A 26,892-nucleotide genomic window follows, 5' to 3' on the forward strand; every position below is an offset into this window, starting at 1 on the left:
GCTGCTCAGGAGAGCGATAGATAAAAAAGGCACGCTGCCATACGGGAATGCTGCTGATAACAGTATCACCAAAATGCTTACGCTATTTCCTGAAGCAAAACTCAGGGGCGGGTAAAAAACACCAGGAGCTAAACTGCTACGCTGCCATAAGTTGCTTTTCGCAAAATTCGGAAATAGCTTGTCATCTGCAATGCCATTATTTGTGCGCAAATAAAACTTACTCAGGATGACAGGAAAATTGGATATGTCATGCTGAGGAACGAAGCATCTATTCGCCAACTTTTCTATCGTTCATGCATAGTTGATAGATCCTTCGTTCCTCACGATGACAAGGAAATACAATATGTCACAGGTAGGGCCTTGCGTGGCGGATACTGGCAGTTCTTCAACCATATCTTAACCCAAAATGAAGGTTGATTCATCTTTTTTTAACAAAAACAGATGAATGAGGCTAAAATCCGGCTAATGATTGCTAAATTGTTAGTTCAATAACTTACTATTCCACCGTACTTTTGATAAAAATAATAAACAATGATAACTTTTGACTGGAAAGGCGTATTCCCTGCGGTAACCACCAAGTTCACCGATAATGACGAATTGGATTTTGATGCTTTTGATGTAAACCTTAACGCGCAGCTGGAAGCTGGTGTTGATGGTTTTATTTTAGGCGGATCATTAGGCGAGGCCAGCGTGCTGAGCGATGATGAAAAGTTTTCGTTATTAAAGCATACTATTGATTATGTTGACGGCAAAGTACCTGTAATACTTAATATTGCCGAGCAAACCACCAAAGCGGCTGTAGCTTGTGCTCAAAGGGCGTTTGATACCGGTGCTGATGGTTTAATGTTATTGCCGCCAATGCGTTACAATAGCGAAGAACGCGAAACCCTTGCATTCATAGGCGCGGTTGCCGAAAGCACCCAGTTGCCTATTATGATTTACAACAACCCTGTTGATTATAAAATTGAAGTTACCCTGGATATGTTTGAAAAGCTATCGGTTTATAAAAACATCCAGGCGGTAAAAGAATCTACCCGTAATGTATCAAACGTTACCAAAATGATCAATCGCTTTGGCAACCGTTTCGCTATACTTACCGGTGTTGACCCACTGGCTATGGAAAGCCTGGTTATGGGTGCCGATGGCTGGGTTGCAGGTTTGGTTGATGCCTTCCCTAAAGAAACTGTAGCTATTTTCCGTTTGGTAAAAGCAGGCAGAATTGCCGAAGCTTTAACCATATATCGTTGGTTTTTACCTGTATTGGAATTGGATATTCATCCAAAACTGGTTCAGTATATTAAACTGGCCGAGGTTGCTACCGGCATTGGTACCGAAAATGTGCGCGCGCCACGTTTACCGTTAATTGGCGAAGAACGCACCAAAGTGTTAAAGATCATTAATGATGCATTAGCCGTTCGCCCTGAGTTACCTGTTGGCAGCTGGGGTAAACTAACCGAGGTTGAAGCTTAATAATCATTTAGTAAAACTATAACCGAAGCTTAAGGCCGGCTTTATGCTTCGGCCTTAAGCTTTATGCTTTCAAATGAGTAGTAAAACATTTTTTTGTATAGATGCGCATACCTGCGGTAACCCCGTTAGGGTAGTTGCAGGTGGCGGCCCAACGCTTAAAGGCGATAACATGAGCCAAAAGCGCCAGCACTTTTTAAAAGAGTACGACTGGATTCGCACCGGGCTGATGTTTGAGCCAAGAGGGCATGATATGATGTCGGGCAGTATATTGTTTCCGCCTCATGATCCGGCAAATGATGTAGCCGTTTTGTTTATTGAAACAAGCGGCTGCCTGCCCATGTGTGGGCATGGCACCATTGGTACCATAACCATTGCCATTGAGGAAGGCCTTATTCAGCCTAAAATACCCGGCATAGTACGTATGGAAGCGCCGGCCGGCCTGGTTTTAATAGAATATAAACAGGAGGGCAAAAAAGTTAGCTCGGTAAAGCTCAGAAACGTGGCTGCCTATCTTGCCGCCACTAACCTGGAAGTAGAGTGCCCGGATTTGGGTATGCTTACCATCGATGTATCTTATGGTGGTAATTACTATGCCATTGTTGATCCTCAGCCAAACTTTGCCGGGCTTGAAAATTATACCGCAGGGCAGCTGATAGCCTGGAGCCAGGTATTACGCAAGCGCATTAACGAAAAATATAAATTTGTTCACCCGCAGGATCCTACCATAAATACTTGTACCCATATCCTTTGGGCAGGCGCAACATTAGATGATACTTCTACCGCCCGTAACGCTGTGTTTTATGGCGATAAGGCCATTGACAGGTCGCCATGTGGCACCGGTACATCTGCCCGCATGGCACAGTGGTATGCCAAAGGCAAACTGAAAGTTGGCGAGCCCTTTATCCACGAAAGCATCATCGGCAGTAAATTCATAGGCAAGGTTGAAGAGGTAGTGAAGATTGGCGAACTGGATGCCATTATTCCGAGTGTTGAAGGCTGGGCAAAAGTTTACGGTTACAACACCATCAAAATAGATGATGACGATCCGTATGCACATGGTTTCCAGGTGATATAATAAAAAAGACTGTCATCCTGAGGTACGAAGGATCTATTCGCGAACTTTTCTATCGGTCACGCATATCTGATAGATCCTTCGTACCTCAGGAAAACAACGCTCATACGAATAAATAACCGTCATTGCGAGGCACGAAGCAATCCCGAACTATGTGGGACTTAGCATTTCGAGGATTGCTTCGTGCCTCGCAATGACGGTGTAAAAAAATAAAAAAATGGCAAAAGTGCTGATCATAGGTGGCGGGATTGTAGGTTTAAGTTCTGCATATTATTTACAAAAAGCCGGGCACCAGGTTACCGTGTTGGATAAAGGCGACCTGACTGATAGCTGCTCATTCGGCAATGCGGGTATGATAGTGCCAAGTCACTTTATCCCTTTGGCAACACCGGGTATGGTTTCGCAGGGCATCAAATGGATGTTTAACAGCAAGAGCCCGTTTTATGTAAAACCATCGTTTAACCCTCAACTTATTTCCTGGGGATTAAAATTTCTACAAAAAGCAAATGCAGGGCACGTGGAGCGGTCGGCAATGCCCTTAACTGAACTTTCTTTACTGAGCAAAAAGCTCTATGAAGACTTGAGCAAAGAACCAGAATTTGACTTCGACCTGGTTGAAAAAGGTATCCTGATGTTTTACAAAACGGAAAAGGCCGGCGAAGAAGAAGCCCACCTGGCAAAAAAGGGCCGCGAACTAGGTTTGGATATGACAGTGCTTAGCCCGGCCGATTGTGTTAAACTGCAGCCCACCCTGGAGCTTGATGTATTAGGCGCGGTGCACTACCGATGCGATGCGCACCTATCGCCAAATAAGCTGATGGCGGCGCTGGTAAAATACCTTGAAGCCGCCGGGGTAAATCTTGTTACCAATAAAGAGGTTACTAAAATAGAAACCACTGCAGGTAAAGTAAGCCGTGTTTTATCACACAATGAAGAATTTACAGCTGATGAATATATTGTTGCGGGTGGCTCCTGGTCACCGGCGATAGGCAAATTGCTGGGTGTTAAAATACTACTGATGCCGGGTAAAGGCTATTCTTTTAATGTGAAGGAAGAAGTTCCATCCATGCAGATCCCGGCATTGCTGGCAGAGGCCCGTGTGGCCATTACCCCAATGAATGGCGGCCTACGCTACGGCGGTACTATGGAGCTGGATAGAATTAACAGCCGCATCAACATGAACCGGGTAAAGGGTATTGTTGAGTCGGTACCTAAATACTTCCCGGGCTTGAAACCTGCTGTGCCGGCCGAAAAAGGTATTTGGTTTGGTTTCCGGCCGTCATCTGCTGATGGCTTGCCCTATATTGGCAGAAGCGACAAATTCAGCAACCTTGTTATAGCAACCGGGCATGGCATGATGGGTCTGAGTTTAGGGGCCGCTACAGGATTATTGGTACAAGAGGTGATTTCGGGCACAAAAACCAGTATTGATATTGAGGCTTTTGCACCGGATAGAAGTTAGCAAAAATTATAAGTATGTAACTGTCGCGAGGTTTTAACTCGTAAAAAATCCCAGACTTACGAAGTTTTTAAAACTTCGTAAGTCTTTCGGCGCTGATTCATTACTTCTTACAACGCCTCATCCACCAACCGCTTCAACGCATAGTACCTTTCGTGCCTGCCATCGTTTTTAATGTAAAAACACATCATAAAAGCAGCATAATGCTTATCGTTATTTACCCAGGGGAAACTGCCAAATAAACCCGGACTACTTACTGCTGGTGTTGGGTTTTGCGGGCCGGATGCTTTCAATACCCATTCCCCGAAACCATAACCGGCATTGCCCGCTTCGTCGGGCGCATAGGCTATTTTTACGTCCTTGGTTATCCGGTCAATCTGCATTTCGTTAACACTTTTTTCGGTAAGTACACGTTTGCCGTTAATGGCACCTTTGTTTAATATCATCACCAAAAAATTAAGGTAATCATTAGGGGTACTCCAGGCGCCGCCGGCGGGGAAAGCTACGGGGCCTTTACCAAAATCGGTATTAACCATGCCGCACGGGCCGGCAATGCGTTCGGTAAAAAGGGTTTCAAAATTTTTACTGCTTATTTTTTCCAATACGGCTGCAGCCATTTGCAACCCTACATTACTGTACCTGAACAATGTTCCGGGTTTTCCTTCTATAGGCATATCGGCAATGTCCTGGATGGATTGATCCATACTGTGAATATCTTTCATATCCTGCAACGCTTCCTTTATAGGCGGCGCCTGGATGCCTGTAAGGTGCGACAGGCATTGGCTTATGGTAATGGCACCCTTGCCGCTTTTGGAGAGTACCGGCAGGTATTTACCTACAGTATCGGTCAATTTCAGTTTGCCTTCATCAACAAGAGTCATCACCAAAGCTGCGCTAAACCATTTACTGCAGCTGGCAACGGCAATTTTGGTGGTAGTGGTAAAAGCATCAAGGTTAGGTGTTTTGCCCATTTTACGGGCAATCATTTTTGTGGCAAACTTTTGCTTCATCGTCATTTTATCCTTGCTGCCGGTGTAAATGATTTTGCCATCTTTATAAACCATAAGCACGGTACGGCCACCCATTTGTTCGGTATTGTCGGCGAGCCATTGGTCAACCTTTTCAAAATGATGCTGGGCATTTACCATCGCGGCAGCAAAAACAAACAGGATTGCGGTTATAATCTTTTTCATGATATCAATATTAATTCAGTCTGTAATATGGTGACGGGTTTTAACCTGGAAACTGTAGTGTTGCGCAACAGGCGAAACAGTGAAAAGTGTTATCTTTCTAATAGTCAATAAATTGCGAACTGGCATAAAATAAAAATCGCAACAAAACCGCAACAGCAGGCTAAAACATACCCAACCACAAATGCTGTACCCTCAAATTATTGTTTCTCTTTAACCTTTTCCTTCAGTTTAGCTTTCATCTCCTCTTCAAAATCCTTGTATTGTTTAAACTGTGCCGGGGTGAACACGTTTTTTAATTCCTGGTCTTTTGCTTCCTGCAAACTCCTGGCCTGTTTCATTTTGCTAAAGCGGCCGTCGTCGCTTTTTATAATGGTCTGCATTTTACGGGCGTAAGTTAAATTAATAGCCTGCACCTTACTTTCCTGCGCGGCATCCAGTTTTAGCTTGCTCTTCATCATGCCTGTTTGAAACTGTGCCCTTTGTTCGGGAGTTGAGTTTTTAAAATCGGGCATTGTGGTTTGCGCTGTTGTGGATTTGCTTAGGAGCAATGTAAAAGCCGCTACCGCTGCCATTAACCAAAGTACTTTTATCGTTCCTTGTTTTTTCATCATTCATAATTTAAATAAAAATACATTTTACCATTGAATAGCATAACTAGCGCCGCTATTTAAAAGAAGGGTAGCTTTATTATCGCCAAGGAAAGTAATAGTGCCCGCGAAGCTGAAAGACTTCCCGGACGATGACGAGCCTGAAACCCTAACCGCGGCGCTGCCCGATACTATTTTTAAAGTTGTTTTATCAACCAGTATATTTGACGATGTGATGCTTAAATTGCTTGTGAAGGTGTATTTACGGGCAATTTTTGAGGTTTCGGTGCCGGTATGGGTAAAAGTGGTGCTTAAGGTATAAGTTGATGCAGATGGCTGTAAATTAGTTAATACAAAACCACCTGTACTGTTCCCGTTTGACGACATGCGCGTGCCATCAAAAGTGTGCGTGCCCGTAAAATTGAAGGCAAGCTGGCTGGGCACAATACCGGCGCAGGTAAGCATATAATTCCAGCTGAGGTTGTAGCTGTATGATGGTGTTGCGCCCGCCGCGCTTGTTTTGGTTAAGGTTGAGTCCTTTTTAACGCCGCAACTTAGTGCAACCGTTTTATAGATGGTTACCGAGCTGTTTACCTGTAAGGCAAATCCGCCTGTTGCCGGTGTTACGGCATCCGTAGTAAGTTCTGCCGCATCGGCTTCTGTAACAGTAACATCGGTGGCTGCAACGTTATCTTTTTTACAGGAGTTTAAACCTAAACCAAGGCCTGACGCCATCAGCAATATCACCATTGTTGTTTTTACGTTTTTCATAATATTAAAATTTAATGTTGTGTATATATAATTCGGTTTGATTTTTGGTTGATCAGGAAATTACCTGCTGGTAGGTCTGTTTGGGCACTACAGGATTGTTTAACGCCATAGTACTTGCCTCGCCCTTTATTTCATTAAGTTTCTTGCTTTTAAATAGATCTATAAAACCGCGGGCTACCAACACAAATGGATTGTTGCTCACAAAGCCGGTGGTTAGGCCGTAGTTTACCTTTTCGGTTTCGGGCTGATAAGTGCCAAACAGTTTATCCCAGATGATGAACACGCCGCCAAAGTTTTTATCGATATAAATAGGATTGCTGCCATGATGCACCCGGTGCGATGATGGTGTATCCAACACATGTTCTACCATGCCCAGTTTGCCAACAACTTCGGTGTGTAAAAAGAATTGATAAGCCAGGTTAAGCACATAGGATATCACAATAAAATCTGTTGGCATACCCAGCAGTGCTGCCGGTATAAAAAACAGCGGACTAACAATTGCCGAAAACCAGTTAAGGCGGTAAGCTGCCGTAAGGTTCATGTGCATGGCCGAGTGATGGATAAGATGGAAAGCCCAAAGCGGTTTCCAATGGTGAGAGAGGCGATGAAACCAGTAGTAAATAAAATCGGCAGTAAAAAAAGTGATCAGAAAAACCCAACCATTCCTGGGTAATGTAAAGGGCGCCAGTTTGGCAAAAAAGCCAAGTACGGCTAATTGGTAGCCGGCGAAGAGATATTTGGAAAATTGGAAGCCAACAAAAACATACAGGTTTGAAAACGTTTCTTTAACGTCATATGCTTTTTTGTCTTTTTTCCAGCTCCAGATAATTTCGGCGGTTACAAGTACTGCCAGGAATAATAATATGTATATGCGGTATGGGCCAATTTGATGTTTCATTTTCTGAGTCGTTTGAGTTATTCTGTCGTTTTTGATTGACAATATAAAGTTGACCAGAAATCATGGCTTAAGTTTGATGAAACCCGGTGAAGCTGAAAAACCGGGAGGCGAATTGACGGGAGGTACTTGTTTTTTTTGCTAAATCCGAAATCGAATATCCGAAATCAAAAATATCAGCTATCTACCCATTTTTTAAACTCTGGTACCCTTGCTTTACTAATCAGGATTTTCTCCGGTGGTTCCGGTTTCATTTTCAGCGACAGACGCCCGTTGAAATAAAAATCGACCTCGGTTAGGGCCTTGCGGTTGATGATGAATTGCCGGTTGGCGCGAAAAAACATATCAGGCTCCAGCTGCTGCTCCAACTGCTCCATGGTAAACTCAATGTTGTATTGTTGCCCGTCTGTAGTTTGGGCATATACCATTTCATGGGCTGTATAAAACCAGGCAATTTTAACGATTTCAACCGGGATCAGCTTGTCCCGGAAATGAACCAGGAAAGATTTTTTATGTGGTTTGGCCAGGGATTTCATTTGCGCTAATAACTGTGCAAATGGCTGGTTATCCTCGTTTTTTGGCGATTGGATTATCCAGCGTTTAAACTTGTTTACCGCCAGCTCAATTTCGGCTTCATCAAAAGGTTTAAGAATATAATCGATGCCGTTATTTTTAAATGCCTGAATGGCATAGTCGTTATAAGCCGTTACAAATATTACCGGTTTCAGGATCTCGGCCTGTTTAAAAATATCAAAGGATACCCCATCGGCAAGGCGGATATCCATAAATACAAGATCGTAGTTATCCGGATTAGCATTAAACCATTCCACAGCCTCTTTTACATCAGGCAGGGATATGGTAACAATTATATTTTCATCAACGTTTTGCAGCACATGTGCAAGGTTGCGGGCGGTAACAGGTTCGTCTTCAACTATAACAACACGTATTTTATCCATGTTTCAAAGGGAGTTTAACTGTAAAATAGCCGGCAGTTTTTTCAATGTCAATTTCCTGGTGCATCAATATTTTGTAGCGCTGGTTAAGGTTGGCCAGGCCGGTACCGGTACCATCTGCATCTACCGGATTGAGGTTATTGCTTACAGATAATTCATCGCCGCACATTTTAATGGTTACCTGTAATGGCGTTTTTAGTGTAGCCGCGTTGTGTTTGGCCGCATTCTCCAACAAAGGCTGTAACGATAAATGTGGCAGCTTATATTTCAGGAAAGCATCGCCCACGTCAATTGTTAGCTCAAAGGCATTTTCAAATCTCATTTTTAATAATTGAGCAAATGACTTTACCATCGTTAATTCTTCATTAACTGTAACCAGGTTGCTGGCGGGCTTAACTAATGCATACCTGAAAACCGCCGACAGATGTTTAATATATTGCTGCGCCAGCGCCGGGTTCTCGCGCACCAGGCCCGATAAACTGCTCAGCGAGTTAAATAAAAAGTGTGGATTAAGCTGCTCTTTTAATAATTCCAGTTCGGCAGTAGTGTATGCATTTTTAAGTTGTTCGTTTTCAATGGCCTGTTGTTTGTTTTGGCGCAGCAGCAGCACTATTTTTATAGTAATGCCTATTAATAAAGCCGCTAAAGCGTACCGCATTAAATATCCCAGCCAAAAAGCACCCCTGATTTGGTTGGGGTTAAAGCTAAATACCCGCTTTTGTACGCCGCCTATCAGCACCATGCCAACAAATGCTATTAAAAAATTGAGCGATATGTAGCGCAGGTATTTGTTGTTATCGCGATACCTGGCCAATTGGCCACGGCCTAAATTGAGCGAAAACAGGAGGTAGCAAAAACCAAGCTGAGCCAATAACTGGTACGCAAATTCGGCGGCGTTAAAGCGCCAGTAATGGGCTACAATGCCATTTTCGCGCAGGGCAAGCAACCTGCCGCTGTTGAGCATTACGGCTATCAGCAGCGAACAGTAAAACCATAACTGTTTCCCGGTTTTCTCCATCAGGTAAATCTAATTAAAGATAGTTACAGGTAACAGAAAATTTGGGTGAAGCTGAAAATTTGGAGGGCGAGGTCTCACTCCAATAGCCTCGCTTAAACAGCCTCACCTAAATCCTCTCCAAAGGAGAGGACTTTAAAGCAGTAAGCTTACAGAAACCATGCAAATCAGAAAAACCTCCTTTGAAGCTACCGTGTGTACACAAGTAAAAAAGCAGCCTGCACCATCAGGTGCTACCTGTTTGTAGAAAAAACACGCCATCAACCTGTGCCTTGGAGAGGCTACCCTTCAACAATAATGTTATTTACCTTGTTAATTGAGGGTTGCACCTACGGAGCAAGCTTGTTTTTTGTTCAAAATTGCTACAAACAGGTTGCTCCTAACGGAGCATGCTTACTTGTGTACACACGGTAGCTTTGAAGAGGGCAGGGTGAGGCTTTTCTTATCTTTTTACAAAAGTCCCCTTAACTTATCGTAGCTTTTTAACATCTTTACGGTACACATATTTCAAGCACAAATGCAGCATTGGTTAGTAAAATCGGAACCCGTAAAATATAGCTGGGAAAAATTTAATAAAGATGGCCGCACCTTTTGGGATGGCGTGCGCAACTACCAGGCACGCAATAATTTAAGATTGATGCAGGAGGGCGACCTGGTGCTGTTTTACCACAGTAACGATGGCAAGGAAGTAGTAGGCATAGCCAAAGTGGTTAAAGAAGCTTACCAGGACCCAACAACCGAAGACCCAAACTGGGTAGTTGTAGATCTGTCGCCGGTAGAGACATTGAAAAAGCCCGTAACGTTAGAAACGATAAAAGCCGATGAACAATTGAAGGATGTTGGGCTGGTAAGGCAGGGCCGCCTTTCGGTAATGGCATTAAAACGCGAGGAGTTTGATCGTATTTTAGAATTGGGCAGCTAATGATCATGCAATTTCCAATCAGTCGCTGTATACAAACGGTGTTTCTTACAGCGGTGTTATTTTCCCCAAAAATAACTGAGGCACAATCGCCATTTGCCGGGTTGGAGAATTTGTTTGCAACACCCGAAAATTACGTGGTAAGGCATGTTGTAAACGCGCCGGTAATTGATGGCGATATTAATGATGCAGTTTGGCAGCAGGCAAAATGGACAAAAGATTTTGTTGATATTGAAGGCGACCTGAAACCCAGGCCACCTTACAAAACCAATGTAAAAATGCTTTGGGACGACAACTATTTATATATAGCCGCCCGCATGGAAGAGCCGCAGGTGTGGGCTACCTTAAAAAATCACGACGATGTGGTATACCACGAAAATGATTTTGAATTATTTATTGACCCGGCCACAACAACACATTCCTATTACGAAATTGAGGTAAACGCCCTGAATACCATTTTCGACCTGTTTTTAAATAAGCCTTATCGCAACAGGGGAGGCGGCCTTACAAGCTGGGAAGCTAATGGCCTGCGCTCGGCAGTTAAGGTGCAAGGCACACTCAACAACACTTCGGATACTGATGAGGGCTGGACGGTAGAAATGGCTATTCCTTTTAAGGCCATTTCCATGGGCTTTAGGTCCCGGACTCCTGAAAATGGTACCATTTACCGCATTAACTTTTCGCGGGTACAGTACGATACCAAAATTATAGAAGGCCGCAATGTAAAATTGAAAGATTCGGCAGGGCGCACTCTTCCGGAACATAACTGGTCATGGTCGCCACAGGGCGAGATTGCCATGCATACTCCTGAGCATTGGGGATACCTGTTGTTTAGCACCCATGAGGCAGATGATGTAGCATTTACCATGCCTTATGCCGAGGAGCAAAAGAAATACCTTTGGCTGGTTTATTACCGTCAAAAACAATGGTATGGGCGATATCATGAATATGCCTCGTCGCTTGGTAAATTAGGTATTAAAAGCAAATATGATATTATGGGCATCAGCAATAAATTAAAGCTGCAAAGCACGCAAAACCAGTTTGAAGCTTTTATTACCGATAAAAAAACAAATACCACCTACACCATAAACCACGAAGGTTTTATTGAGCAATTTAACCCGATATACGATGAATAAGCGCGAATTTTTAAAAGCCGGTTTATTGGCCGGTGTTGCTGCCCAATTGCCACTTTTAAGTACTGCCGCCCCGGTAAATGCCGCTGCCACGAAAAAGAAGGCGAGGAAAAACTGGATCTGGATAAATCCTAATTTAAAGGATACTGATGACGATTTAAAAACCAATTATACTGCCTATAAAGCCAAAGGGATAACCGGTATATTTTTTGAAAACGACAGCGAGCGGCATTTTCGCGCGGCTAAAGCCGCGGGCATTGAGGCGCACCGCTGGATATGGACTTTTAACCGGGCCGAACTGCTAACCGAGCACCCGGAATGGTACAGTAAAAGCCGCAACGGCGATTCATGTGCCGATAAACCACCCTATGTAACTTATTACCGCTGGCTTTGCCCATCGCGCCCCGAAGTACAGGATTACCTGACTAGCACGGTTGATAAGATATTGGCTTTGGATTATGTAGACGGTATTCACCTGGATTATGTGCGTTATTGCGATGTTATACTACCGGTAAACCTTTGGGACCGTTACAAAATTGAACAAACCAAAGAATTGCCCGAATATGATTTTTGCTATTGCGAAGTTTGCCAGGCCAAATTTAAAGAGCAGTATGGGCAGGACGTAAAAGCGATACAATACCCCGATGCCAGCCTTTCGTGGCGCTTGTTCAGGTATGGTAATATAATCAGGGTGGTCAACAAAATTTCGGAAGTGGCCAAACAGCATAAAAAGGCCATTACCGCCGCTGTATTCCCAACGCCCGAGGTAGCACGACGCAACGTTAGACAGGACTGGACAAATTTTCACCTGGATGGTGTTTGCCCCATGATTTATCACGGCTTTTATAAAGAGGGTGTAAGCTGGATAGGCGATGCCGTTGCCGAAGGTGTACACTTTTTGGATGGAAAATTCCCGTTGTATGCAGGCTTGTATATATCGGATTTTAAAAATGACGACGAAGTGCGCGCAGGGATACAATATGCAATAAAAAATGGTGCCGCCGGGATTTCGTTTTTTGGTAAGGTTACGCCTGCTATATTGGATATTTTGCACGAGGAAACGGGGAGATAGATGTGCAGATTATAAATTTCAGATGTGCAGATGATGGGAAGTAGATGTGCAGATTCCAGATGTGCAGATGACGGGGATAGATGTGCAAATTTAAGATATGCAGGTGATGTAAAGAAACTTACGAAGTTTCTAAAACTTCGTAAGTTTGGCCTCCACTATAATTGGTGATTACCGTATGAACTACAGAAATTTTAAAAATACCCCCATTGCCGAAGTTGGCCTGGGCACCTGGCAATTGGGCAGCGCGGATTGGGGCAATGTAAATGACGATGATGCCTTCGCCATATTAAAGGCGTATACCGATGCAGGAGGCAATTTTATCGATACCGCCGACGTATATGGCATGGGGGTAAGTGAATCCGTTATTGGCAGGTTTTTAAAAACAACTGATAAGGAAGTATTTGTAGCTACCAAACTGGGGCGCCGCGGCGACGCGCCAAATGGCTGGCCGCAAAACTTCACCTACGATATAATGAAAGGGAATGTGGAAGACTCCCTAAAGCATTTGGATGTGCCGCAACTATTTTTAGAGCAATTGCATTGTATCCCCACCGAAGAAATGAAATCGGGTAAAGTATTTGATCATTTACGTTCCCTACAGCAGCAAGGCCTCATTAAACACTTTGGCGCCAGTGTAGAGACATCCGAGGAAGCACTTATCTGCCTGGAGCAGGAAGGCCTGGCGTCGTTACAGATCATATTTAACCTGTTCAGGCAACACGTGGCCGATGAGGTTTTTGTCAACGCAAAGGAAAAGGACGTTGCCATTATCGTAAGGGTCCCATTAGCCAGTGGGCTATTATCTGGTAAATTTAATGGCCAAACCCAATTTGCCGCAAATGATCATCGTAATTATAACGCCAACGGCGAGGCCTTTAATACAGGAGAAACATTCTCTGGTATCGAGTTTAACGAAGGGCTGAAGCTGTCTCAACAAATAAAACCAATATTACCCGATGGCAATATGCCGCAATGGGCTATCCGCTGGATATTGGATCACCCTGAAGTTACCACGGTTATCCCCGGCGCATCAAAAGTATCACAGGTTGATAGTAATGTTGGGTCATCTGCTTTGGAGCCACTGCCAGCCAATATTCATCAGCAATTAAGGAGTTTGTATGATGCTGAAATTATTGGAAAAATAAGGGGACATTATTGAGCCCCTCTGAAATTTCCCGGGTTGAGAGCGTTAAATATCGAACACTAAACATCCAATATCGAATAATGAAGGCAAAACTTCGGTGTCGGACATCCAAAATTCATTATTCGATATTACTATCCCTGCGTTTTATTTTACCTAACCGAATAGCATTTTAGATAGACTATTATCCCCTCAACTTGTCCAGCAAGTCGCTTAACTGCGCGGCTTCGTCTGGTGTAAGGTTATCTTCAAGAATTTTGCGCGTTTTAAATTCTTCGTCCATTTTGGCAAGGGTTTGCAGGCCAAGGTCGCTTATGCGGATGTCAACAGCCCGGCGGTCTTTATTATTGGTGCAGCGCGAAACCAGCTCTTTTTGGATCAGGCGGTCGACAATACGGCTGGCGTCAGACATTTTATCAATCATCCTTTCTTTTAGCAAGTTAATGGTGGCCGGTTTTGGGTACTGGCCCCTTAGTATCCTCAGGATATTAAATTGCTGCTGGGTAAGGTTGTGCTTATCAAAATGACAACGGAAAAAGTTGTTTAACCACCCCGAAGTATACGCAATGTTAATGACTACTTTATGGTAATTATCCTCAAACTTGTTACTTTGTATTTCGTCGTCTATCCGCATAATAGTATATAATGACTAAAGTACAAATATGTTTATTTATTTTTAAATTGCTGTAACCTAATCGGCTATTAGCTTTGCTCCAGACCATCTTTCAGGTTAGTGTCGTTGTCATGTGTTTTGGGTTTGCCATACTCCCAGGGGCAGTGCAGGCATTTGTTTTTGCAGCAATAGCCGCGCATTAAATGGTATTGCCTGGTAAAAACAAAGTTGCCATCTTCGTTAATGTAATAATCAATCCCTTCCTTCAGCATCAGTTGAGTATTTTTACAAATATCTCATCTTTAAAATAATTTTTCAAATGCCGGCCATCACCATGTAGCGTCCAAACCTGCTTAGGTTGGGTACGGGTAACAGTTTCCAGGATATCGTTCCAATCCACATGGTCGGATATAAAAAGGGTATCCTGGCTGTTTACCTGCAGGTTTTTCCAGCCCGATGCAAACAATCGCTTTACGCCTGTAGCCCTGATGTAGCTATCAAAAGTAAATGGGGGCACTATATATACAAATTCATCCTGCATTTTCATTAGCTTACGGCCATAAACCTGGTATTTGCCGGGGCGGTAGCCCATGTTTTCGTAAATAGCATTAATTGGCATAATTTTATGATGTACCAGGATCTTTTTTTGTGGGGCATGCTCGGTTATCAGGTTAATAAGCCGCTGGCTTTTACCCAGGCCGTAAGCACCCAATAAAATATTGATCTTGATATCATTGATCTTTTTAATCTCCTCAACCGGATCGGGGTGTATAACAGCCGGATCGGCAAAGGTGCTTTCGGTTATCAATACATCGGTTTTTACCCATTCTATGGGCTCGCAGGTGGCATCGGGTTGTAGTTTGTAGTCGCCGGTATACAGATAACGGGTCCCCTCGTACTCCATAAGTATTTGTGCCGAACCGAGCATGTGGCCGGCCGGTATAAAAGTAATTTGAACCTTGCCTATTGTAAAAGGCTGGTTAAAGGGCACAATATGAAAAACTTTAGCGGCAGTACGTTCATACCTCAATTGCATAATGGTTGCTGTGGCGCGGGTACAATACACATCGGTATTGCCGCTGATGGCATGATCGGCATGGGCATGGGTAATAACGGCATTGTTAGCGGGCAGTTTAGGGTCGAGGTAAAAATCGCCGTACTTGCAGTAAAGGCCTTTATCATCTATCAGTACAAAATCGTCGAGTATCATTTTCAAGAGCTAAAAGCTTAAGGCGTAAAGCTAAAAGCTAATGTTTAATTCATTATAAGTTATGGGCGAGGGCTAAATATTTTTGGTGCAGGGCAAGTACCTGCGGAATTACCAGCCGGCTATCGTCATTTATGATGACGTCATCGGCCAGTTTTTTCTTTTCATCTTCGGGCATCTGGCGGCCTTCGCGTTTTTTAACTTCATCAATGCCAATGCCATCGCGTTGTACAACGCGGGCTATGCGTTTATCCAGCGGGGCGGTTACAATGATGGTACGGTCGCAGGTTTTGTATGAGCCGCTTTCGAATAATATGGCCGCCTCGCGAATGATGTAGGGGGCATCTTTTACTTTCGCCTCAAGTGTTTCAAAAGCCCTGAAAACCGCCGGGTGTACCAGCGCGTTAAGTTTCTCTAATTCGGCCGGGTTGTTGAAAACAATCGAGGCGATATGCTTGCGGTTTAACGAACCATCTGTAAAATAAGATTCGGCGCCAAAGGTTTGCTTAATGGCATCTATGAGGATGGCATCAGTAATCATAACCTTTTTTGCCTCGTCATCGGCATAAAAAACCGGCACGCCCAATAGCTCAAATACTTTAGCTACAGTGGTTTTGCCGCTGCCAATGTTGCCTGTTAAACCTATTTTAAGCATTTGCCGGGAGTGCTGTAGTTAGTCATCGAAATTAATTATATCATTCTTGAAAATGGACCCGATTTATCCTTAATGATAGGTCTGTAAGGTTGTCAATGAGATACAGGGAATCGCGTTTAAACTTTTTTCCCTAATGTAATAGTTTTTTAATGCTGAGATAGGTAGCCCCTACGGGGCATAAAAGAAATTTAGATAAATATCGCTACAAACAGGTAGCCTCTACGAGGCAAGCGCCTTTATTTGTATGGTATGATGCCTCATAGAGGCTACCTGTTTGTAGAAAAAATGTTCAAATATCTTATGCCCCGTAGGGGTTACCTTTCTACATCAAATTTTTAAAGGCGGTTTCCCTGCAATTAGATATCTTCCAGACCGGATTCTTCATTTTTTTGTTTTGTTTAAAATTTTGTTGGAGATAGAAACTTCTTTGGAAAAATCAATAGTCGATTTTTTAATTAAGTTAGCATCTGCCTTTTTTATAAACGACGTAGCGACATTTCCTTTAAGGATAGGTACGGATCTTATTGGTATCGTCATAAAACGAGTGTTTATGTACAAAGATACTCCTTTCCTTAAAAAGAGTATCAGTCTATTTTAGGAGTACCACATATGTTCATTATTTCTTGATAATAAAATCAATATTTGCCGGGCTTACCTTCACTATTTTACAAAACGGAGGGAAGCGTGTTAACTGAACCGGCAGGGTAGAGTAACCATGATCTCGCCAAAGATCAAGATCGGCGGTAGCCTCAAAAAGGTCATCGCTCATGTCCTTGTAACGGTTTAGCGATGTGGTGAATGTCACTTTAACTTTTTGCGGAAACACTTTAACGTTGTCGTAATTGTGGTTATTGATGAGCTTAACCGGGATATCTAAAGTTTTCTCGGTAAACTCATCCACGGGGATAACTACCTGTACACTTTTGGGGTAGATGGTTAAATTACCTTCGCTTACCGCCTGCAAATTTACACGTGTATTGATAGTTTCGTTTACATCGCCGGCCTTTATCGAATCGGTTTTCCATTCACTTATCTTTTGCAGCCTGTCGGCAGGGCCGCTTATGGTTACATACGCGGGCTTAACAGCTACATTGCCCGATATGGCAAACTGCTTTTGATAATCAATACCCAATAAGGTCTTTACCGGCACTTTTTTGGTAAGCCGGTTGGTAAAATCAAAATAGAGGGTATCGGGATCGATGGCTGTAATTTGTTGATTAGGGTCTCGTTTCGCGTTGATAAGTTTAAGTTGCGAACTAAGCACAACGTAATTGCGGGTATCCAACGATGTCAAATCAACAGTAACAGGTTTGTTTTCGGGCTTCATTTTCGAAAACAGCATTTGCCAGCCGGTACCTTGAATGGTTGCTTTCACACTATCGGCCTGCAACGGGTGGAACGCACGTTTTTGCGGTGAGTTTTTGTAAACCAGGACTTCACTAACCGCAAAAGGCAACGGACTTGATAGCGTAGTAAAAATCCAGGCAACAATGGCAAGCCCAAGGCAGGAAAAAAATACCGAAAGCCGCCGCCGTTCTGTTGTAGATAGTTTTACTATTGCCATTTTTTATTGAGGTTGTTATTGAGGTTAAAGGGTAAAGGCGAAAGGTTAAAGGTAAATGTTCACAGGTTGAACTGCTAACTACCAATCGCCTTTCGCCTTATTTATTTAGATTAAGGACAAGAGACCTTTCTCCTTTAACCTTTTACCTTTCTCCTTTAACCTACTTAACTACAGCCGGTGTATTCAATGCTTTTGAGGCATCTAAAGATATTGCCGATTTATCGAAACGGATTTTTCCGTTTTCAACTTCAACCAAAAAGGTGGTGTCGTTAAGGTCGATGATGCGGCCGTGGATGCCGGCCGTGGTTACCACTTTGTCGCCTTTTTTAAGTTCATCTACGTATTTCTTTTGGTCTTTTTGTTTTTTAACCTGTGGGCGTATCATGAAAAAGTAAAACACCACGATAATTAATACCATTGGTATTAACGTACCGTAGCCACCAAAAGCACCGCCTGTAGCGGCCTGTAAAAAAATTGTTGCTATCATTGTTTAAATTAATTGAAATTATTTTGCTAAAACCTCGCCAATAAGGTGTACCATAGTTTGGGCCGGTACTGTATTGGCGGTTACGGTTATTTGTTTATCCTGCAAACCGTTTTTACCTGCGCTGTTAAAGGTAACCTTGATAATGCCGCTGTCGCCTGGTTTAACAGGAGCTTTTGGCCATTCGGGAATTGTACAGCCACAGGTAGCATGCGCCTCGCTGATAATCAGGGGCGATTTACCGGTATTGGTGAATTTAAAATCGTAGTTAACTTTATCGCCGGTTTTTATTTTGCCAAAATCATGGCTTTCTTTTTCAAACTTCATTACCGGCGCGTTAGCCACATCGGCAGTGGTAGTAGCCGCGCTATCAGTTGTAGCCGCAGTACTGCCGGTTTTTGATTGGTTGCAGGCCGATAACAATAAACCTGCTGCTACTAAGCTTAAAAACAGTTTCTTCATTTTATATGGTCGGTTTTTATATTTTAACCTATTAAAGCTTTTGTTTCAAAGTGCCAGGTGCAGCTAAACGCAACCCGCAACTCAAAACACGCAACTATTCTATTAACCCCCTGCCAATTTTTTTGATCTTGTTTTCGGCCTTAAGGTCAATCAAAATCTTGTCTAAGATACCGTTTATAAATGAATTACTCTTAGGTGTGCTAAACTCCTTCGAAATTTCCAGGTACTCGTTAATAGTAACTTTTACCGGTATCGAAGTAAAGTTCACAAACTCTGTAATGGCCATTTTCATCAGCAGTGTATCCATCATCGCAATACGGTCGGGCTCCCAGTTGGTGGTTTTGGCGGCTATCAATTCCTGGTAAGGTGCATCAAAACGGATGCTTTTTGCAAACAGGTCAACCACAAACTCGCGGTCTTCTACCCAGTTGCCGGTAATTTCGGCCAGCTGATTTTGTTTAAAATCTTCACTGCTGAAGTTTTTAAATGTTTTGGCAATTAAGGCTTGCAAAACATCTCTGTCTACCGGCCAAAAAATGAATTTATCCTCAAAAACCTGTTCGGCCAATGATGATTTTAAAATCACTTTCTTGAAAATAAATTTGATGATGTCTTTATCCGTTTGGATGGTGTCGCCGGTTTTGGCCAGGTATTCGGCATACTCGGGCGATTTTTTTAACGTAGTAAACAGGGTTTTAGCCAGTTCGGGTTCAAAGCCCCAGTCAACCTTGTATTTTTTTGAGGCAATAAGATAATCCCGGTTATCATTTAAGGAGAGGATAAACCTGTTGCTGAGTATTTTAACATTAGCATTGAGGTCTTCGGCGGTGGGTAAATGCTTGTTGGCGCGTTCTTCTTTATCGTTCGCGGCGTAGTTTGCCACTTCCGATATCAACGATAACATCCAGATGTACATTTCAAAAACCTCATCTATACTGCCCAGCATGTTTTTTTCATACTGTTTAATGTCGGTAGTGTCCGATTGGTGGAATGCATATAATGCCTGTAATACTTTTACCCGTAGGTGCCTTCTGTTTAACATGTGTAAGAACGATTTGGCCGGCCAGTTGGCCAGCGGTTTAAACTTTAATTAATATGACGATTTTACTTTTTTGATATCCGTAATTCTTTTCTCTGCTATTTTATTTGCCGCTACAATTGTTGAAATATTTTCGAGTTTCGAAAGTTTTAAAATATTGCGCGTTACCTCATAAATATTTTCGGTAAGCTGCATAGTGCGTTTTTTGCTAAAGCCCATCAGCTCCGAGTAGCAATTAATAATGCCACCGGCATTAATAACGTAGTCGGGCGCAAATAGTATATTTTTATCCAGCAACATTTCGCCATGAACAGCCTCGTCCAGTAACTGGTTATTGGCCGATCCTGCTATGATGCTGCATTTCAATTTATTTATAGTTTGGGTATTTACTGTGCCACCCAGCGCACAAGGTGCATAAATATCGGCATCTATATCAAAAATACTGTTGTTGGATACTGCTTCGGCGCCATATTTTTTGGCTATCTGCCCAACGCGTTCTTCCTGGATATCGCTGATATAAACTTTTACTTTCTCATCGCGCAACAGGCGTACCAGGTGCTCGCCAACGTGGCCCACGCCCTGTACTATTACCGATTTGCCGGCCAGCGTATCGGTGCCAAATTGTTCTTTAACGCAGGCTTTTATCCCCATAAAAACACCCTGCGCTGCCACAGGCGAAGGATCGCCGCTGCCGCCAAGCGTTTCGGGAATACCGGTAACATGCTGGGTTTCCATGCGGATGTATTCCATATCGCGCGGGTTGGTGCCTACATCTTCGGACGTAATAAACTCGCCGTTAAGATTTTTAATGAAGCGGCCAAATTTACGCATCAGCGCCTCTGTTTTATCCCGGCGCGAATCGCCGATGATAACCGAATAACCGCCGCCCATGTTAAGCCCCGCTATAGCACATTTGTACGTCATGCTTTTGGCCAGGCGCAATACATCATTTAATGCATCGCCTTCGGTTTTATAGCTCCACATGCGGGTGCTACCAAAAGCAGGCCCAAGGGTGGTATCATGAATAGCGATAATGGCTTTCAGATTGGTATCCGGATCGCTGCAAAACACCACTTTTTTGTGCCCGAAAACTTCGAGCTGGCTAAAAATGGATTGCTGTGATTGTTGAACGGGCATTAGTTGTATTATGGTAAATGTTTCAAGGCGGCACAAAAGTAGATGTTTTTTTGGTTACAGCAAAGTTTATTAGAGGCTAAAGTAGTAAGTACATAGCCATAAGTTAAATATATGTGATCCAATTACCTGAAACGAAATGTTATTTTGGCAAACTTTGACCAATTGTAAAAACGGGGCCAACTTCTATTTGGGCAATATCCAAAAAACTGCAACACTTTGTATAGTCTGCCTGGTCGCAAAAACACCCTGAAATTGTCGATATCGTACCATGTTAAAAAGGATATTTAATTTTAGGTTTGTATAGTGATGGTCAGTGTCTTGCCTTATTTGCTGAAGTCCGAAAGTCCGAAAGTCCGAAAGTGAATCTGAATAAAATTTTAAAGATTTAATAAAGAGATAAAATGAAAGTAGTACGCGTACAATACACCACCAAGCCTGAGTTTGCGCCCATAAACCAGGCCAATATAGCAGGCGTTGTTGCCGAACTAAAACAACTTAACCACCCCGGCATCAAATACACTTGCTGGTTGCTGCCCGATGGCAAAACCTTTATGCATTTTGATCAGCTGGAAAATGAAGAAGCTCACCAGGTGCTGCAATCGTTAGCCTCATTCAAGAAATTTGCTGATGAACTTTGGGCAAGCGGACTTGAGGCAGAGCCGGTTTTGGAGTTGTTGAGCCTGGTGGCATCAACGGAAGCTTATTTTGGATAGTCAATCCTAAGCACCCTCGCTTTCCATAAAATGCGTTTTGGTGACAAGTTTCCACTCATCATGGGACTTTTCTAAAAAGTAAGAATCAGTGGACATGCAATGGCTGCAATAATTGGTTACAGTAACAAACGCTGTTTTGCCATCTTTGGAAAATATCGGAATGCAGAATACATACTCTTTAACGATGTCATCTTCAGGCCCGGTTGCAGGTGTCGATTTTGGCAGATTCAGCCGTTTTTGAAATATGCGTGAAATTGAGTCAGTTGCTGGTCTATCGTTTTGGCTAAACAAAAATAAACTATCAGATCGTTGGAAATACCGATCCTGAAGCAGGTGAGATAGTAAGACCACGTTCTGCTGCCTGTTAGTTCGGTCTCTTTTATTTATAACGTAAGTTCTATACAGTGAACTGCTGATAATAAATGCCTGTGATTGATGTTTTTTCTGTTTTATCACAGGCAAACTATCCTGCAAAATAACGGCTTCGATAATTTTATCTGTTTCACTAAAGCCGACATGTTTATCGACTCGTTTTTGAACGTGATTGCAAGCCGATGTAATTGCAAACAGCGCAATAATTAAAAAATTAGTAGCTACTGGTACGTACTTGTGGTACATTTTAAATGAGCGGTTCATTAGATAATGTGCTTAGGTGATATAATAAAGTCTTAATGTGCCGAAAAAACCTGCGTCCAATACTTCCCGCTGGTGGCTACGCCCATTTGGGTAAAATCGCCATTCATAATGTTTTGGCAGTGGCCGGGGCTTTTAATCCAGCCTACCATTACATCAGCCTCGCTGGCATAACCTTCGGCAATGTTTTCACCATAGGTGGAGAAAATATAATTCAGGCTCATCAGCCTGTCGCCGGTGTTGGTACCATCGCTGCCGGTATGGCTAAAGAAGTGTTTCTCGCCCATATCATTACTGTGCCTCTGGGCGGCAACCTGCAGGGTATCGTTCCAAACAACGGGGGTAACTGGTGGATAATAAACAGTGCCACAGGTACAGCCCGATGCCCGGTAGCTGTTCACCAAATCCAATAATTTAGCTTTCGACGGGTTATCGGGTGCCAGCACCGCCTTACGGCAGGAGGTTCCCAGTATAATCACGCATATAAGGGGGAGTATCAGTTTCTTAACAATATTCAGCATGCCAGGTTTTACCGGTAATAAGCCCCCAATTTAATTTAAAATATGTTAATAACACAGCACAGCAGCTTATTCATTATTGCAAAAAGTAGGTAACCAGCTGGCTGCATAATGCATATGTGTTATCAAATGCCGTAAAAAATATCGGCGCCCAATTGTTAACTTTGTGGACTAAAAAATGGTCAGCAAAATTGGTTTTGGCGGAAGTTGCCACTGGTGCACCGAAGCTATTTTTTTATCGTTGAAAGGAGTGGCAGCTGTTCAGCAAGGGTGGATAGCGTCTGATGGCCAAAATTTAACTTTTAGCGAAGCCGTTATTGTTGAATTTGATGCAAAGGTGATATCATTACAAACACTTATTGCAGTGCATTTATATACCCACGCCTGCACGGTAAACCATAGCATGCGGGCTAAATACCGGTCGGCGGTTTATACTTTTAATGAAACACAGGCAACTATCGCCCAAAAAGCCATTGAAGCCCTGCAGCCGGAGTTTGAGAGTGTAATCATCACTAAAGTTATCCCATTTAAACGATTCCGGCTCAATAGCGATAATTACCTCAATTACTACTACAGTAACCCCGATAAGCCTTTTTGCCAAAATATAGTGAACCCCAAATTGAGGGTGCTGCTGGCACGTTTTGCAGATGTGGCAGATGCCGGGAAACTAATCCACCTTTAAGGCCGATCTGACAGCTAAGTATATTCAGTTTTCAGTCTTGATACTTGATACTCGCTACTTGATACTCCTCCCCAAAATTGGCACATTTGTTAAAATTGAATTGCAATGAGCTTTAGCCTTGAATCGCCGCACCTTATTATCCGGCCTTTTATTCCTGCAGATGAAGAACCCTACGTGAACATACATATGGACCCGGTAGTGAACGCGTATTTACCCGTACGCACGGCCGAACAATACAGCGAGCTATTACAGCAAAGCATGGCACAACCCGATGCCGCCCTTAACCGTTGGGCCATTATTGAGCGCGAAACCGGCAATTTTATGGGCAGCTGCCTGTTGCGCGAGTTTAACGCAGGCGATGATACCGTTATTGAACTGGGCTACAGCCTGGCTACGCCCTATTGGGGCAAAGGCTATGCTACCGAAATGGCAAAACTGGTTGTTGATTATGCTTTTACTATCCCCCAAACCCAAAAAGTAGTGGCCGTTACCGACCAGGAAAATAAAGGTTCGCAAATGGTGCTGCTCAAAAGCGGCTTTAGCTGTCAGGGACTGGTTGACAGGTATGAGGGATTGATCCTGTCGTATTTCGAATATCCGAGGAAATAGCCCTTTAGTCGAAAGTTTTAAGTACCATGTCAAAGAGGGATAATTTAAACTTTTGACTTGAGACTTAGTACTATTGACTTAACTCACCTGTTCCAGCGGTAACTCGGTTACTGTTGTAGCCCGGTCATAAAACCCTTTAAGCAATTTGGTTACCTGTCTTTTCAGTTGTACCGCCTGTTTTTTCAGCGACGCTACTGCGGTTTCGCCCTGCGTGGCTTCGGCGGCAAAAAGGTCGATAGTAACACTGTTATCGTGCCAGTTGCCAACCGCGTTTTGTACCTGTTCCAGGTAGTCGTCGTTAAACGGCCTGTCAAGATTAGGTTTTACAAGGTGATAATTATAAATCAGCATTTTTATTTGCTTGCGGGCTGTGTGCAAATCTTCGGCGAAACCATGTGTTTGCAAACCGGCAGCAATGCTTTCCAGGTGCTGCTGATAATATAAACCGATGTGCAGGTTTTTTAATTTGGGGATACGTTTTTTTACCTTACGGTGCACCTTTTGCAGGGTAGCCAGGTAGTGCGGCCCCTGTGCTTTTAGCTGCTGTGCCAAAGTGTTCATCAACTGTTCCTGGGCATGCATAAAATCCACTTGTATAGCTTGTTGGTTTTTGCCCAGCTGGATATTGATATAGGCGTTGCGTACCTCACCGGCCTGCTTAAAAATTTCGCGCACAGGTTTAAACAATTTCATTGTGTTGCGGCCTTGTTTAACACTTTCAGTCAACGTAATAAACGCCCTTAGTTTTTTTACACCCGTGCGAAAATGGTGCAGGCTTTCCTGGTCGCCGGTTTTTATGAAGGCTTTTAAATGATGGGTCATGGAGTGCCATTCCCGTTCCATATATTTCTTTTCGTCCTTTTTCTTCATGTGGCAATACCAGTTTAAAACAATGTTGAATAACAGGGTAACCTTATATAACGCAGGTGTGTTTCAATAGTCTGCATTTGATTGCAATATGGGACGCATTTTTTCAAACCTTTTAAGCCCCAAACTGTCTTTTAAATACAATTACTATTACAATGAAAGCTTTTGAAATACGCGTTGGCCAGGGCCAGCGGCTGTTAAAATTCCAACCGCAGGATAAAGTTAATCAATTTAAGATTTACGCGGCGGATAAAGCCGAAGATTGGATAGATTATGAGCAATCGCGGTCGGTAGATGTACCGCAAGATGGACTGCTGGGCACAATTACAATATATAGCGATCATCATTTTGATTTTGATGGCCCGGGTGCTTTCACCGGCCAGGATTTATTAAGCATTGCGGCGCAAATTGTAAAGCATCCGCAGTTTAAGACAATATAACCGAGTTAAAACACAGGACGAGCAATTGTCCTATAAGTAAATAAGTCATGAGCAAGAAACAAACGATGCCAAACGAGCCAGACGAAATGCCGGTTAATCCCGAAAGGCCCGAAATAAGGCAGCCAACTGATCCCGGTGAACCGGATGTGCCCGAAGAAGGCCCAGAAAACATCCCCAATGAACTGCCGCCGGATGAAACCGAACAACCCGAGTTAAACCCGGATGAGTTTGAGAAATAGCAACAAGGTTAGCGGGATAATGAGTGAAATTTAATTAACCTTTATTTCATTCATTATTTTAATAATACCTTTGACCAATAATTACAGCAGGGGCTAAATGAAAAAAATCTGCGCTTTGGCTATTACCGCGTTTTACCTGTTACTAACAACAGGTATATATGCATGCCTTTTGCATTGTACAGCCAGTTACCTGTTTACTAACACGGCCGCGGCCCGGCAAATGCACCAATCACATCATGACGCCGGTAAAGATCAGGACAAAGATGATGACTGCAAAAGTGGCAACTGTGATTGTTGTTACCATCACGGTACTTATGTGGTAAAGGAAAATTTTAGTTCCAATTTTGATTTTCAATTTTCAATTGGCCAGGCGGCAGTAATGTTGCCTGTTAAAGTGCACCTATTTTACGTGCCGCAGGTAATAGCCAATTTAAAAAGCTGGCCAAGGGCCACCGGGCCCCCGTTTGTGGCATCGCAACCCATTTATATTTATAACAAAACTCTTCTTATCTGATTCGGGCTTTTGCCGTACCCACCGGCCCTGGTTTTTAATGCCCGATTTTTTGCCCGAATTAAATTGATATTGCCGCCATTGTGCTATATGCAGTTCAAGGTCAATTTTATTAATGCATTTGTGTTTGGCGTTCGTTCAGGTTTTAACCGATAGCTCAAAATCATTAAATAACATAACTTAAAAACCAAATACTGTAAAAGATTAAATAGCCATACAGGTTAAATTTGTATTAAAAATAAAAAGGAAAGCTTTTTAACAACTATTTAAAATACTGCCGAACCAGGTGTTAAGGCAGATGATCTGTTTATATTAAATTACTAAAATCATGAAAAAGATATTTTTATTGGTTGCTTTAGTTGCAGCCGCGTTTACCCAACAACTTTTTGCACAGGATAACAAAGCAACGGCGCTTAGCCCGTTATTATCATCTTATTACGGCGTTAAGGATGCCTTGATCAAATCAAACAGCGCGGATGCTGCTGCCAGTGCGGGAGAGTTTTTAAAAACCGTAAATGGGGTTGATGTAAAGTCACTCCCCGCCACAGATGCGGCCGCTTTTAAGCCTTTGCAGGAAAAGCTGGCTTTTGATGCAAGGCACATATCCGAAAGTAAGGACATAGCCCATCAAAGAGAGCATTTTGCTAATTTTTCGGCAAACTTTTTTAAACTGGCCAAGGCGGTAAAATTAACCGATAAGCCTGTTTACTATGCCTATTGTCCCATGAAAAAAAGTTACTGGCTATCGGCAGATGAAGCTATAAAAAACCCTTATTACGGCAATATGATGCTTACCTGCGGCAAGGTTAGTGAAACCATTAGCCCTGCAACAAAATAAA

32 protein-coding genes are annotated in these 26,892 nt (G+C 43.0%); 14 read left to right on the top strand and 18 right to left on the bottom strand.

The window, feature by feature from the left end:
• Window positions 1–531: 531 nt before the first annotated feature.
• The 3 genes from AC1DXF_RS28145 (at window position 532) to AC1DXF_RS28155 (ending at window position 4,004) form a co-directional block, all read left to right on the top strand.
• Window positions 532–1,470, top strand: a complete 939-nt coding sequence (locus tag AC1DXF_RS28145; RefSeq protein ID WP_477452018.1) for a dihydrodipicolinate synthase family protein — start codon at window positions 532–534, stop codon at window positions 1,468–1,470.
• Between the two features lie 73 nt (window positions 1,471–1,543).
• Window positions 1,544–2,545, top strand: a complete 1,002-nt coding sequence (locus AC1DXF_RS28150) for a 4-hydroxyproline epimerase (RefSeq protein ID WP_477452019.1) — start codon at window positions 1,544–1,546, stop codon at window positions 2,543–2,545.
• A gap of 214 nt (window positions 2,546–2,759) precedes the next feature.
• The gene (locus AC1DXF_RS28155) at window positions 2,760–4,004 is read left to right on the top strand and encodes an NAD(P)/FAD-dependent oxidoreductase (protein ID WP_477452020.1); all 1,245 of its coding nucleotides are present in this window, start codon (window positions 2,760–2,762) and stop codon (window positions 4,002–4,004) included.
• Between the two features lie 107 nt (window positions 4,005–4,111).
• Here the strand turns inward: AC1DXF_RS28155 and AC1DXF_RS28160 are convergent, their stop codons facing one another.
• The 6 genes from AC1DXF_RS28160 to AC1DXF_RS28185 form a co-directional block, all read right to left on the bottom strand.
• The gene (locus AC1DXF_RS28160; protein ID WP_477452021.1) at window positions 4,112–5,194 is read right to left on the bottom strand and encodes a serine hydrolase domain-containing protein; all 1,083 of its coding nucleotides are present in this window, start codon (window positions 5,192–5,194) and stop codon (window positions 4,112–4,114) included.
• Window positions 5,195–5,391: 197 nt separating this feature from the next.
• Window positions 5,392–5,805 (bottom strand): hypothetical protein, encoded by a 414-nt coding sequence (locus AC1DXF_RS28165; RefSeq protein ID WP_477452022.1) that lies wholly within the window; start codon window positions 5,803–5,805, stop codon window positions 5,392–5,394.
• Between the two features lie 24 nt (window positions 5,806–5,829).
• Entirely contained in the window at window positions 5,830–6,552 is a 723-nt protein-coding gene (locus tag AC1DXF_RS28170; protein ID WP_477452023.1) for a hypothetical protein, read from the bottom strand.
• Window positions 6,553–6,604: 52 nt separating this feature from the next.
• On the bottom strand, window positions 6,605–7,450 hold the full coding sequence (locus AC1DXF_RS28175) for a sterol desaturase family protein (protein ID WP_477452024.1): 846 nt from the start codon (window positions 7,448–7,450) through the stop codon (window positions 6,605–6,607).
• Between the two features lie 173 nt (window positions 7,451–7,623).
• Complete coding sequence (locus AC1DXF_RS28180; RefSeq protein WP_477452025.1) at window positions 7,624–8,403, bottom strand: LytR/AlgR family response regulator transcription factor; 780 nt, start codon at window positions 8,401–8,403, stop codon at window positions 7,624–7,626.
• On the bottom strand, window positions 8,396–9,418 hold the full coding sequence (locus AC1DXF_RS28185; RefSeq protein ID WP_477452026.1) for a sensor histidine kinase: 1,023 nt from the start codon (window positions 9,416–9,418) through the stop codon (window positions 8,396–8,398). Before AC1DXF_RS28185 ends, AC1DXF_RS28180 begins: the two co-directional genes overlap by 8 nt.
• Before the next feature lie 514 nt (window positions 9,419–9,932).
• On the opposite strand from AC1DXF_RS28185, the gene AC1DXF_RS28190 reads away from it, so the two are divergent.
• The 4 genes from AC1DXF_RS28190 (at window position 9,933) to AC1DXF_RS28205 (ending at window position 13,698) form a co-directional block, all read left to right on the top strand.
• Window positions 9,933–10,337: an EVE domain-containing protein gene (locus AC1DXF_RS28190; protein WP_090644444.1), complete on the top strand. Its 405-nt coding sequence runs from the start codon at window positions 9,933–9,935 to the stop codon at window positions 10,335–10,337.
• Window positions 10,337–11,470 carry a carbohydrate-binding family 9-like protein gene (locus AC1DXF_RS28195; protein ID WP_477452027.1) on the top strand — a complete coding sequence of 378 codons (1,134 nt, stop codon included), beginning with the start codon at window positions 10,337–10,339 and terminating at the stop codon, window positions 11,468–11,470. Before AC1DXF_RS28190 ends, AC1DXF_RS28195 begins: the two co-directional genes overlap by 1 nt.
• A complete protein-coding gene (locus tag AC1DXF_RS28200) occupies window positions 11,463–12,539 on the top strand; it encodes a family 10 glycosylhydrolase (RefSeq protein WP_477452028.1) in 1,077 nt (358 codons plus the stop codon). The genes AC1DXF_RS28195 and AC1DXF_RS28200 overlap by 8 nt, the downstream gene beginning before the upstream one ends.
• Window positions 12,540–12,714: 175 nt before the next feature.
• Window positions 12,715–13,698 carry an aldo/keto reductase gene (locus AC1DXF_RS28205; RefSeq protein ID WP_477452029.1) on the top strand — a complete coding sequence of 328 codons (984 nt, stop codon included), beginning with the start codon at window positions 12,715–12,717 and terminating at the stop codon, window positions 13,696–13,698.
• A gap of 166 nt (window positions 13,699–13,864) precedes the next feature.
• On the opposite strand, the gene AC1DXF_RS28210 is transcribed toward AC1DXF_RS28205, so the two are convergent.
• The 9 genes from AC1DXF_RS28210 to AC1DXF_RS28250 all read right to left on the bottom strand — a co-directional run bounded on the left by AC1DXF_RS28210 (window position 13,865) and on the right by AC1DXF_RS28250 (window position 20,841).
• Window positions 13,865–14,314 carry a MarR family winged helix-turn-helix transcriptional regulator gene (locus AC1DXF_RS28210; RefSeq protein WP_477452030.1) on the bottom strand — a complete coding sequence of 150 codons (450 nt, stop codon included), beginning with the start codon at window positions 14,312–14,314 and terminating at the stop codon, window positions 13,865–13,867.
• Between the two features lie 68 nt (window positions 14,315–14,382).
• Complete coding sequence (locus AC1DXF_RS28215; protein WP_477452031.1) at window positions 14,383–14,565, bottom strand: DUF5522 domain-containing protein; 183 nt, start codon at window positions 14,563–14,565, stop codon at window positions 14,383–14,385.
• Window positions 14,565–15,503, bottom strand: coding sequence for an MBL fold metallo-hydrolase (locus tag AC1DXF_RS28220; protein WP_477452053.1), 939 nt, complete (start codon window positions 15,501–15,503; stop codon window positions 14,565–14,567). Before AC1DXF_RS28220 ends, AC1DXF_RS28215 begins: the two co-directional genes overlap by 1 nt.
• Window positions 15,504–15,555: 52 nt before the next feature.
• Window positions 15,556–16,155, bottom strand: coding sequence for a dephospho-CoA kinase (gene coaE / locus AC1DXF_RS28225; RefSeq protein WP_477452032.1), 600 nt, complete (start codon window positions 16,153–16,155; stop codon window positions 15,556–15,558).
• A 616-nt stretch (window positions 16,156–16,771) separates the two neighbouring features.
• Complete coding sequence (locus AC1DXF_RS28230) at window positions 16,772–17,719, bottom strand: CdaR family protein (protein ID WP_477452033.1); 948 nt, start codon at window positions 17,717–17,719, stop codon at window positions 16,772–16,774.
• 160 nt (window positions 17,720–17,879) lie between these two features.
• Window positions 17,880–18,206, bottom strand: a complete 327-nt coding sequence (yajC, locus tag AC1DXF_RS28235; RefSeq protein ID WP_477452034.1) for a preprotein translocase subunit YajC — start codon at window positions 18,204–18,206, stop codon at window positions 17,880–17,882.
• Window positions 18,207–18,224: 18 nt separating this feature from the next.
• Window positions 18,225–18,665: a DUF1573 domain-containing protein gene (locus AC1DXF_RS28240; RefSeq protein WP_477452035.1), complete on the bottom strand. Its 441-nt coding sequence runs from the start codon at window positions 18,663–18,665 to the stop codon at window positions 18,225–18,227.
• A gap of 94 nt (window positions 18,666–18,759) precedes the next feature.
• Window positions 18,760–19,707 carry a transcription antitermination protein NusB gene (locus tag AC1DXF_RS28245; protein WP_477452036.1) on the bottom strand — a complete coding sequence of 316 codons (948 nt, stop codon included), beginning with the start codon at window positions 19,705–19,707 and terminating at the stop codon, window positions 18,760–18,762.
• A 48-nt stretch (window positions 19,708–19,755) separates the two neighbouring features.
• The gene (locus AC1DXF_RS28250; RefSeq protein WP_477452037.1) at window positions 19,756–20,841 is read right to left on the bottom strand and encodes a Glu/Leu/Phe/Val family dehydrogenase; all 1,086 of its coding nucleotides are present in this window, start codon (window positions 20,839–20,841) and stop codon (window positions 19,756–19,758) included.
• Between the two features lie 401 nt (window positions 20,842–21,242).
• Here AC1DXF_RS28250 and AC1DXF_RS28255 point away from each other — a divergent pair, with 401 nt between their 5' ends.
• A complete protein-coding gene (locus tag AC1DXF_RS28255; RefSeq protein ID WP_477452038.1) occupies window positions 21,243–21,554 on the top strand; it encodes a hypothetical protein in 312 nt (103 codons plus the stop codon).
• 6 nt (window positions 21,555–21,560) lie between these two features.
• On the opposite strand, the gene AC1DXF_RS28260 is transcribed toward AC1DXF_RS28255, so the two are convergent.
• Complete coding sequence (locus AC1DXF_RS28260; protein WP_477452039.1) at window positions 21,561–22,190, bottom strand: hypothetical protein; 630 nt, start codon at window positions 22,188–22,190, stop codon at window positions 21,561–21,563.
• A gap of 32 nt (window positions 22,191–22,222) precedes the next feature.
• Window positions 22,223–22,708, bottom strand: coding sequence for a CAP domain-containing protein (locus AC1DXF_RS28265; protein WP_477452040.1), 486 nt, complete (start codon window positions 22,706–22,708; stop codon window positions 22,223–22,225).
• A 175-nt stretch (window positions 22,709–22,883) separates the two neighbouring features.
• Between AC1DXF_RS28265 and AC1DXF_RS28270 the strand changes: the two genes are divergently transcribed.
• Window positions 22,884–23,387 carry a peptide-methionine (S)-S-oxide reductase gene (locus AC1DXF_RS28270; RefSeq protein ID WP_477452041.1) on the top strand — a complete coding sequence of 168 codons (504 nt, stop codon included), beginning with the start codon at window positions 22,884–22,886 and terminating at the stop codon, window positions 23,385–23,387.
• A 105-nt stretch (window positions 23,388–23,492) separates the two neighbouring features.
• Entirely contained in the window at window positions 23,493–23,996 is a 504-nt protein-coding gene (locus AC1DXF_RS28275) for a GNAT family N-acetyltransferase (protein ID WP_477452042.1), read from the top strand.
• Between the two features lie 78 nt (window positions 23,997–24,074).
• On the opposite strand, the gene AC1DXF_RS28280 is transcribed toward AC1DXF_RS28275, so the two are convergent.
• The gene (locus AC1DXF_RS28280; protein WP_477452043.1) at window positions 24,075–24,866 is read right to left on the bottom strand and encodes a CHAD domain-containing protein; all 792 of its coding nucleotides are present in this window, start codon (window positions 24,864–24,866) and stop codon (window positions 24,075–24,077) included.
• Between the two features lie 152 nt (window positions 24,867–25,018).
• Between AC1DXF_RS28280 and AC1DXF_RS28285 the strand changes: the two genes are divergently transcribed.
• From AC1DXF_RS28285 to AC1DXF_RS28300, 4 genes are all read left to right on the top strand, one after another.
• Window positions 25,019–25,303, top strand: a complete 285-nt coding sequence (locus tag AC1DXF_RS28285; protein ID WP_477452044.1) for a hypothetical protein — start codon at window positions 25,019–25,021, stop codon at window positions 25,301–25,303.
• A gap of 47 nt (window positions 25,304–25,350) precedes the next feature.
• Window positions 25,351–25,542, top strand: coding sequence for a hypothetical protein (locus AC1DXF_RS28290; RefSeq protein ID WP_477452045.1), 192 nt, complete (start codon window positions 25,351–25,353; stop codon window positions 25,540–25,542).
• A 97-nt stretch (window positions 25,543–25,639) separates the two neighbouring features.
• Complete coding sequence (locus AC1DXF_RS28295) at window positions 25,640–26,056, top strand: HYC_CC_PP family protein (protein WP_477452046.1); 417 nt, start codon at window positions 25,640–25,642, stop codon at window positions 26,054–26,056.
• 325 nt (window positions 26,057–26,381) lie between these two features.
• Entirely contained in the window at window positions 26,382–26,891 is a 510-nt protein-coding gene (locus AC1DXF_RS28300; protein WP_477452047.1) for a DUF3347 domain-containing protein, read from the top strand.
• The last annotated feature ends 1 nt before the right edge of the window (window position 26,892 follow it).

This window comes from Mucilaginibacter sp. P2_A5 (assembly GCF_056404995.1).

Coding starts and splice junctions, on each gene's coding strand:
- AC1DXF_RS28265 (WP_477452040.1), bottom strand. CDS start 22,708: ATGCTGAATATTGTTAAGAAACTGATACTCCCCCTTATATGCGTGATT.
- AC1DXF_RS28155 (WP_477452020.1), top strand. CDS start 2,760: ATGGCAAAAGTGCTGATCATAGGTGGCGGGATTGTAGGTTTAAGTTCT.
- AC1DXF_RS28170 (WP_477452023.1), bottom strand. CDS start 6,552: ATGAAAAACGTAAAAACAACAATGGTGATATTGCTGATGGCGTCAGGC.
- AC1DXF_RS28285 (WP_477452044.1), top strand. CDS start 25,019: ATGAAAGCTTTTGAAATACGCGTTGGCCAGGGCCAGCGGCTGTTAAAA.
- AC1DXF_RS28300 (WP_477452047.1), top strand. CDS start 26,382: ATGAAAAAGATATTTTTATTGGTTGCTTTAGTTGCAGCCGCGTTTACC.
- AC1DXF_RS28245 (WP_477452036.1), bottom strand. CDS start 19,707: ATGTTAAACAGAAGGCACCTACGGGTAAAAGTATTACAGGCATTATAT.
- AC1DXF_RS28250 (WP_477452037.1), bottom strand. CDS start 20,841: ATGCCCGTTCAACAATCACAGCAATCCATTTTTAGCCAGCTCGAAGTT.
- AC1DXF_RS28260 (WP_477452039.1), bottom strand. CDS start 22,190: ATGAACCGCTCATTTAAAATGTACCACAAGTACGTACCAGTAGCTACT.
- coaE (WP_477452032.1), bottom strand. CDS start 16,155: ATGCTTAAAATAGGTTTAACAGGCAACATTGGCAGCGGCAAAACCACT.
- AC1DXF_RS28275 (WP_477452042.1), top strand. CDS start 23,493: ATGAGCTTTAGCCTTGAATCGCCGCACCTTATTATCCGGCCTTTTATT.
- AC1DXF_RS28145 (WP_477452018.1), top strand. CDS start 532: ATGATAACTTTTGACTGGAAAGGCGTATTCCCTGCGGTAACCACCAAG.
- AC1DXF_RS28160 (WP_477452021.1), bottom strand. CDS start 5,194: ATGAAAAAGATTATAACCGCAATCCTGTTTGTTTTTGCTGCCGCGATG.
- AC1DXF_RS28270 (WP_477452041.1), top strand. CDS start 22,884: ATGGTCAGCAAAATTGGTTTTGGCGGAAGTTGCCACTGGTGCACCGAA.
- AC1DXF_RS28180 (WP_477452025.1), bottom strand. CDS start 8,403: ATGGATAAAATACGTGTTGTTATAGTTGAAGACGAACCTGTTACCGCC.
- AC1DXF_RS28185 (WP_477452026.1), bottom strand. CDS start 9,418: ATGGAGAAAACCGGGAAACAGTTATGGTTTTACTGTTCGCTGCTGATA.
- AC1DXF_RS28195 (WP_477452027.1), top strand. CDS start 10,337: ATGATCATGCAATTTCCAATCAGTCGCTGTATACAAACGGTGTTTCTT.
- AC1DXF_RS28200 (WP_477452028.1), top strand. CDS start 11,463: ATGAATAAGCGCGAATTTTTAAAAGCCGGTTTATTGGCCGGTGTTGCT.
- AC1DXF_RS28220 (WP_477452053.1), bottom strand. CDS start 15,503: ATGATACTCGACGATTTTGTACTGATAGATGATAAAGGCCTTTACTGC.
- AC1DXF_RS28295 (WP_477452046.1), top strand. CDS start 25,640: ATGAAAAAAATCTGCGCTTTGGCTATTACCGCGTTTTACCTGTTACTA.
- AC1DXF_RS28280 (WP_477452043.1), bottom strand. CDS start 24,866: ATGAAGAAAAAGGACGAAAAGAAATATATGGAACGGGAATGGCACTCC.
- AC1DXF_RS28150 (WP_477452019.1), top strand. CDS start 1,544: ATGAGTAGTAAAACATTTTTTTGTATAGATGCGCATACCTGCGGTAAC.
- AC1DXF_RS28240 (WP_477452035.1), bottom strand. CDS start 18,665: ATGAAGAAACTGTTTTTAAGCTTAGTAGCAGCAGGTTTATTGTTATCG.
- AC1DXF_RS28215 (WP_477452031.1), bottom strand. CDS start 14,565: ATGCTGAAGGAAGGGATTGATTATTACATTAACGAAGATGGCAACTTT.
- AC1DXF_RS28210 (WP_477452030.1), bottom strand. CDS start 14,314: ATGCGGATAGACGACGAAATACAAAGTAACAAGTTTGAGGATAATTAC.
- AC1DXF_RS28230 (WP_477452033.1), bottom strand. CDS start 17,719: ATGGCAATAGTAAAACTATCTACAACAGAACGGCGGCGGCTTTCGGTA.
- AC1DXF_RS28290 (WP_477452045.1), top strand. CDS start 25,351: ATGAGCAAGAAACAAACGATGCCAAACGAGCCAGACGAAATGCCGGTT.
- yajC (WP_477452034.1), bottom strand. CDS start 18,206: ATGATAGCAACAATTTTTTTACAGGCCGCTACAGGCGGTGCTTTTGGT.
- AC1DXF_RS28255 (WP_477452038.1), top strand. CDS start 21,243: ATGAAAGTAGTACGCGTACAATACACCACCAAGCCTGAGTTTGCGCCC.
- AC1DXF_RS28190 (WP_090644444.1), top strand. CDS start 9,933: ATGCAGCATTGGTTAGTAAAATCGGAACCCGTAAAATATAGCTGGGAA.
- AC1DXF_RS28205 (WP_477452029.1), top strand. CDS start 12,715: ATGAACTACAGAAATTTTAAAAATACCCCCATTGCCGAAGTTGGCCTG.
- AC1DXF_RS28175 (WP_477452024.1), bottom strand. CDS start 7,450: ATGAAACATCAAATTGGCCCATACCGCATATACATATTATTATTCCTG.
- AC1DXF_RS28165 (WP_477452022.1), bottom strand. CDS start 5,805: ATGATGAAAAAACAAGGAACGATAAAAGTACTTTGGTTAATGGCAGCG.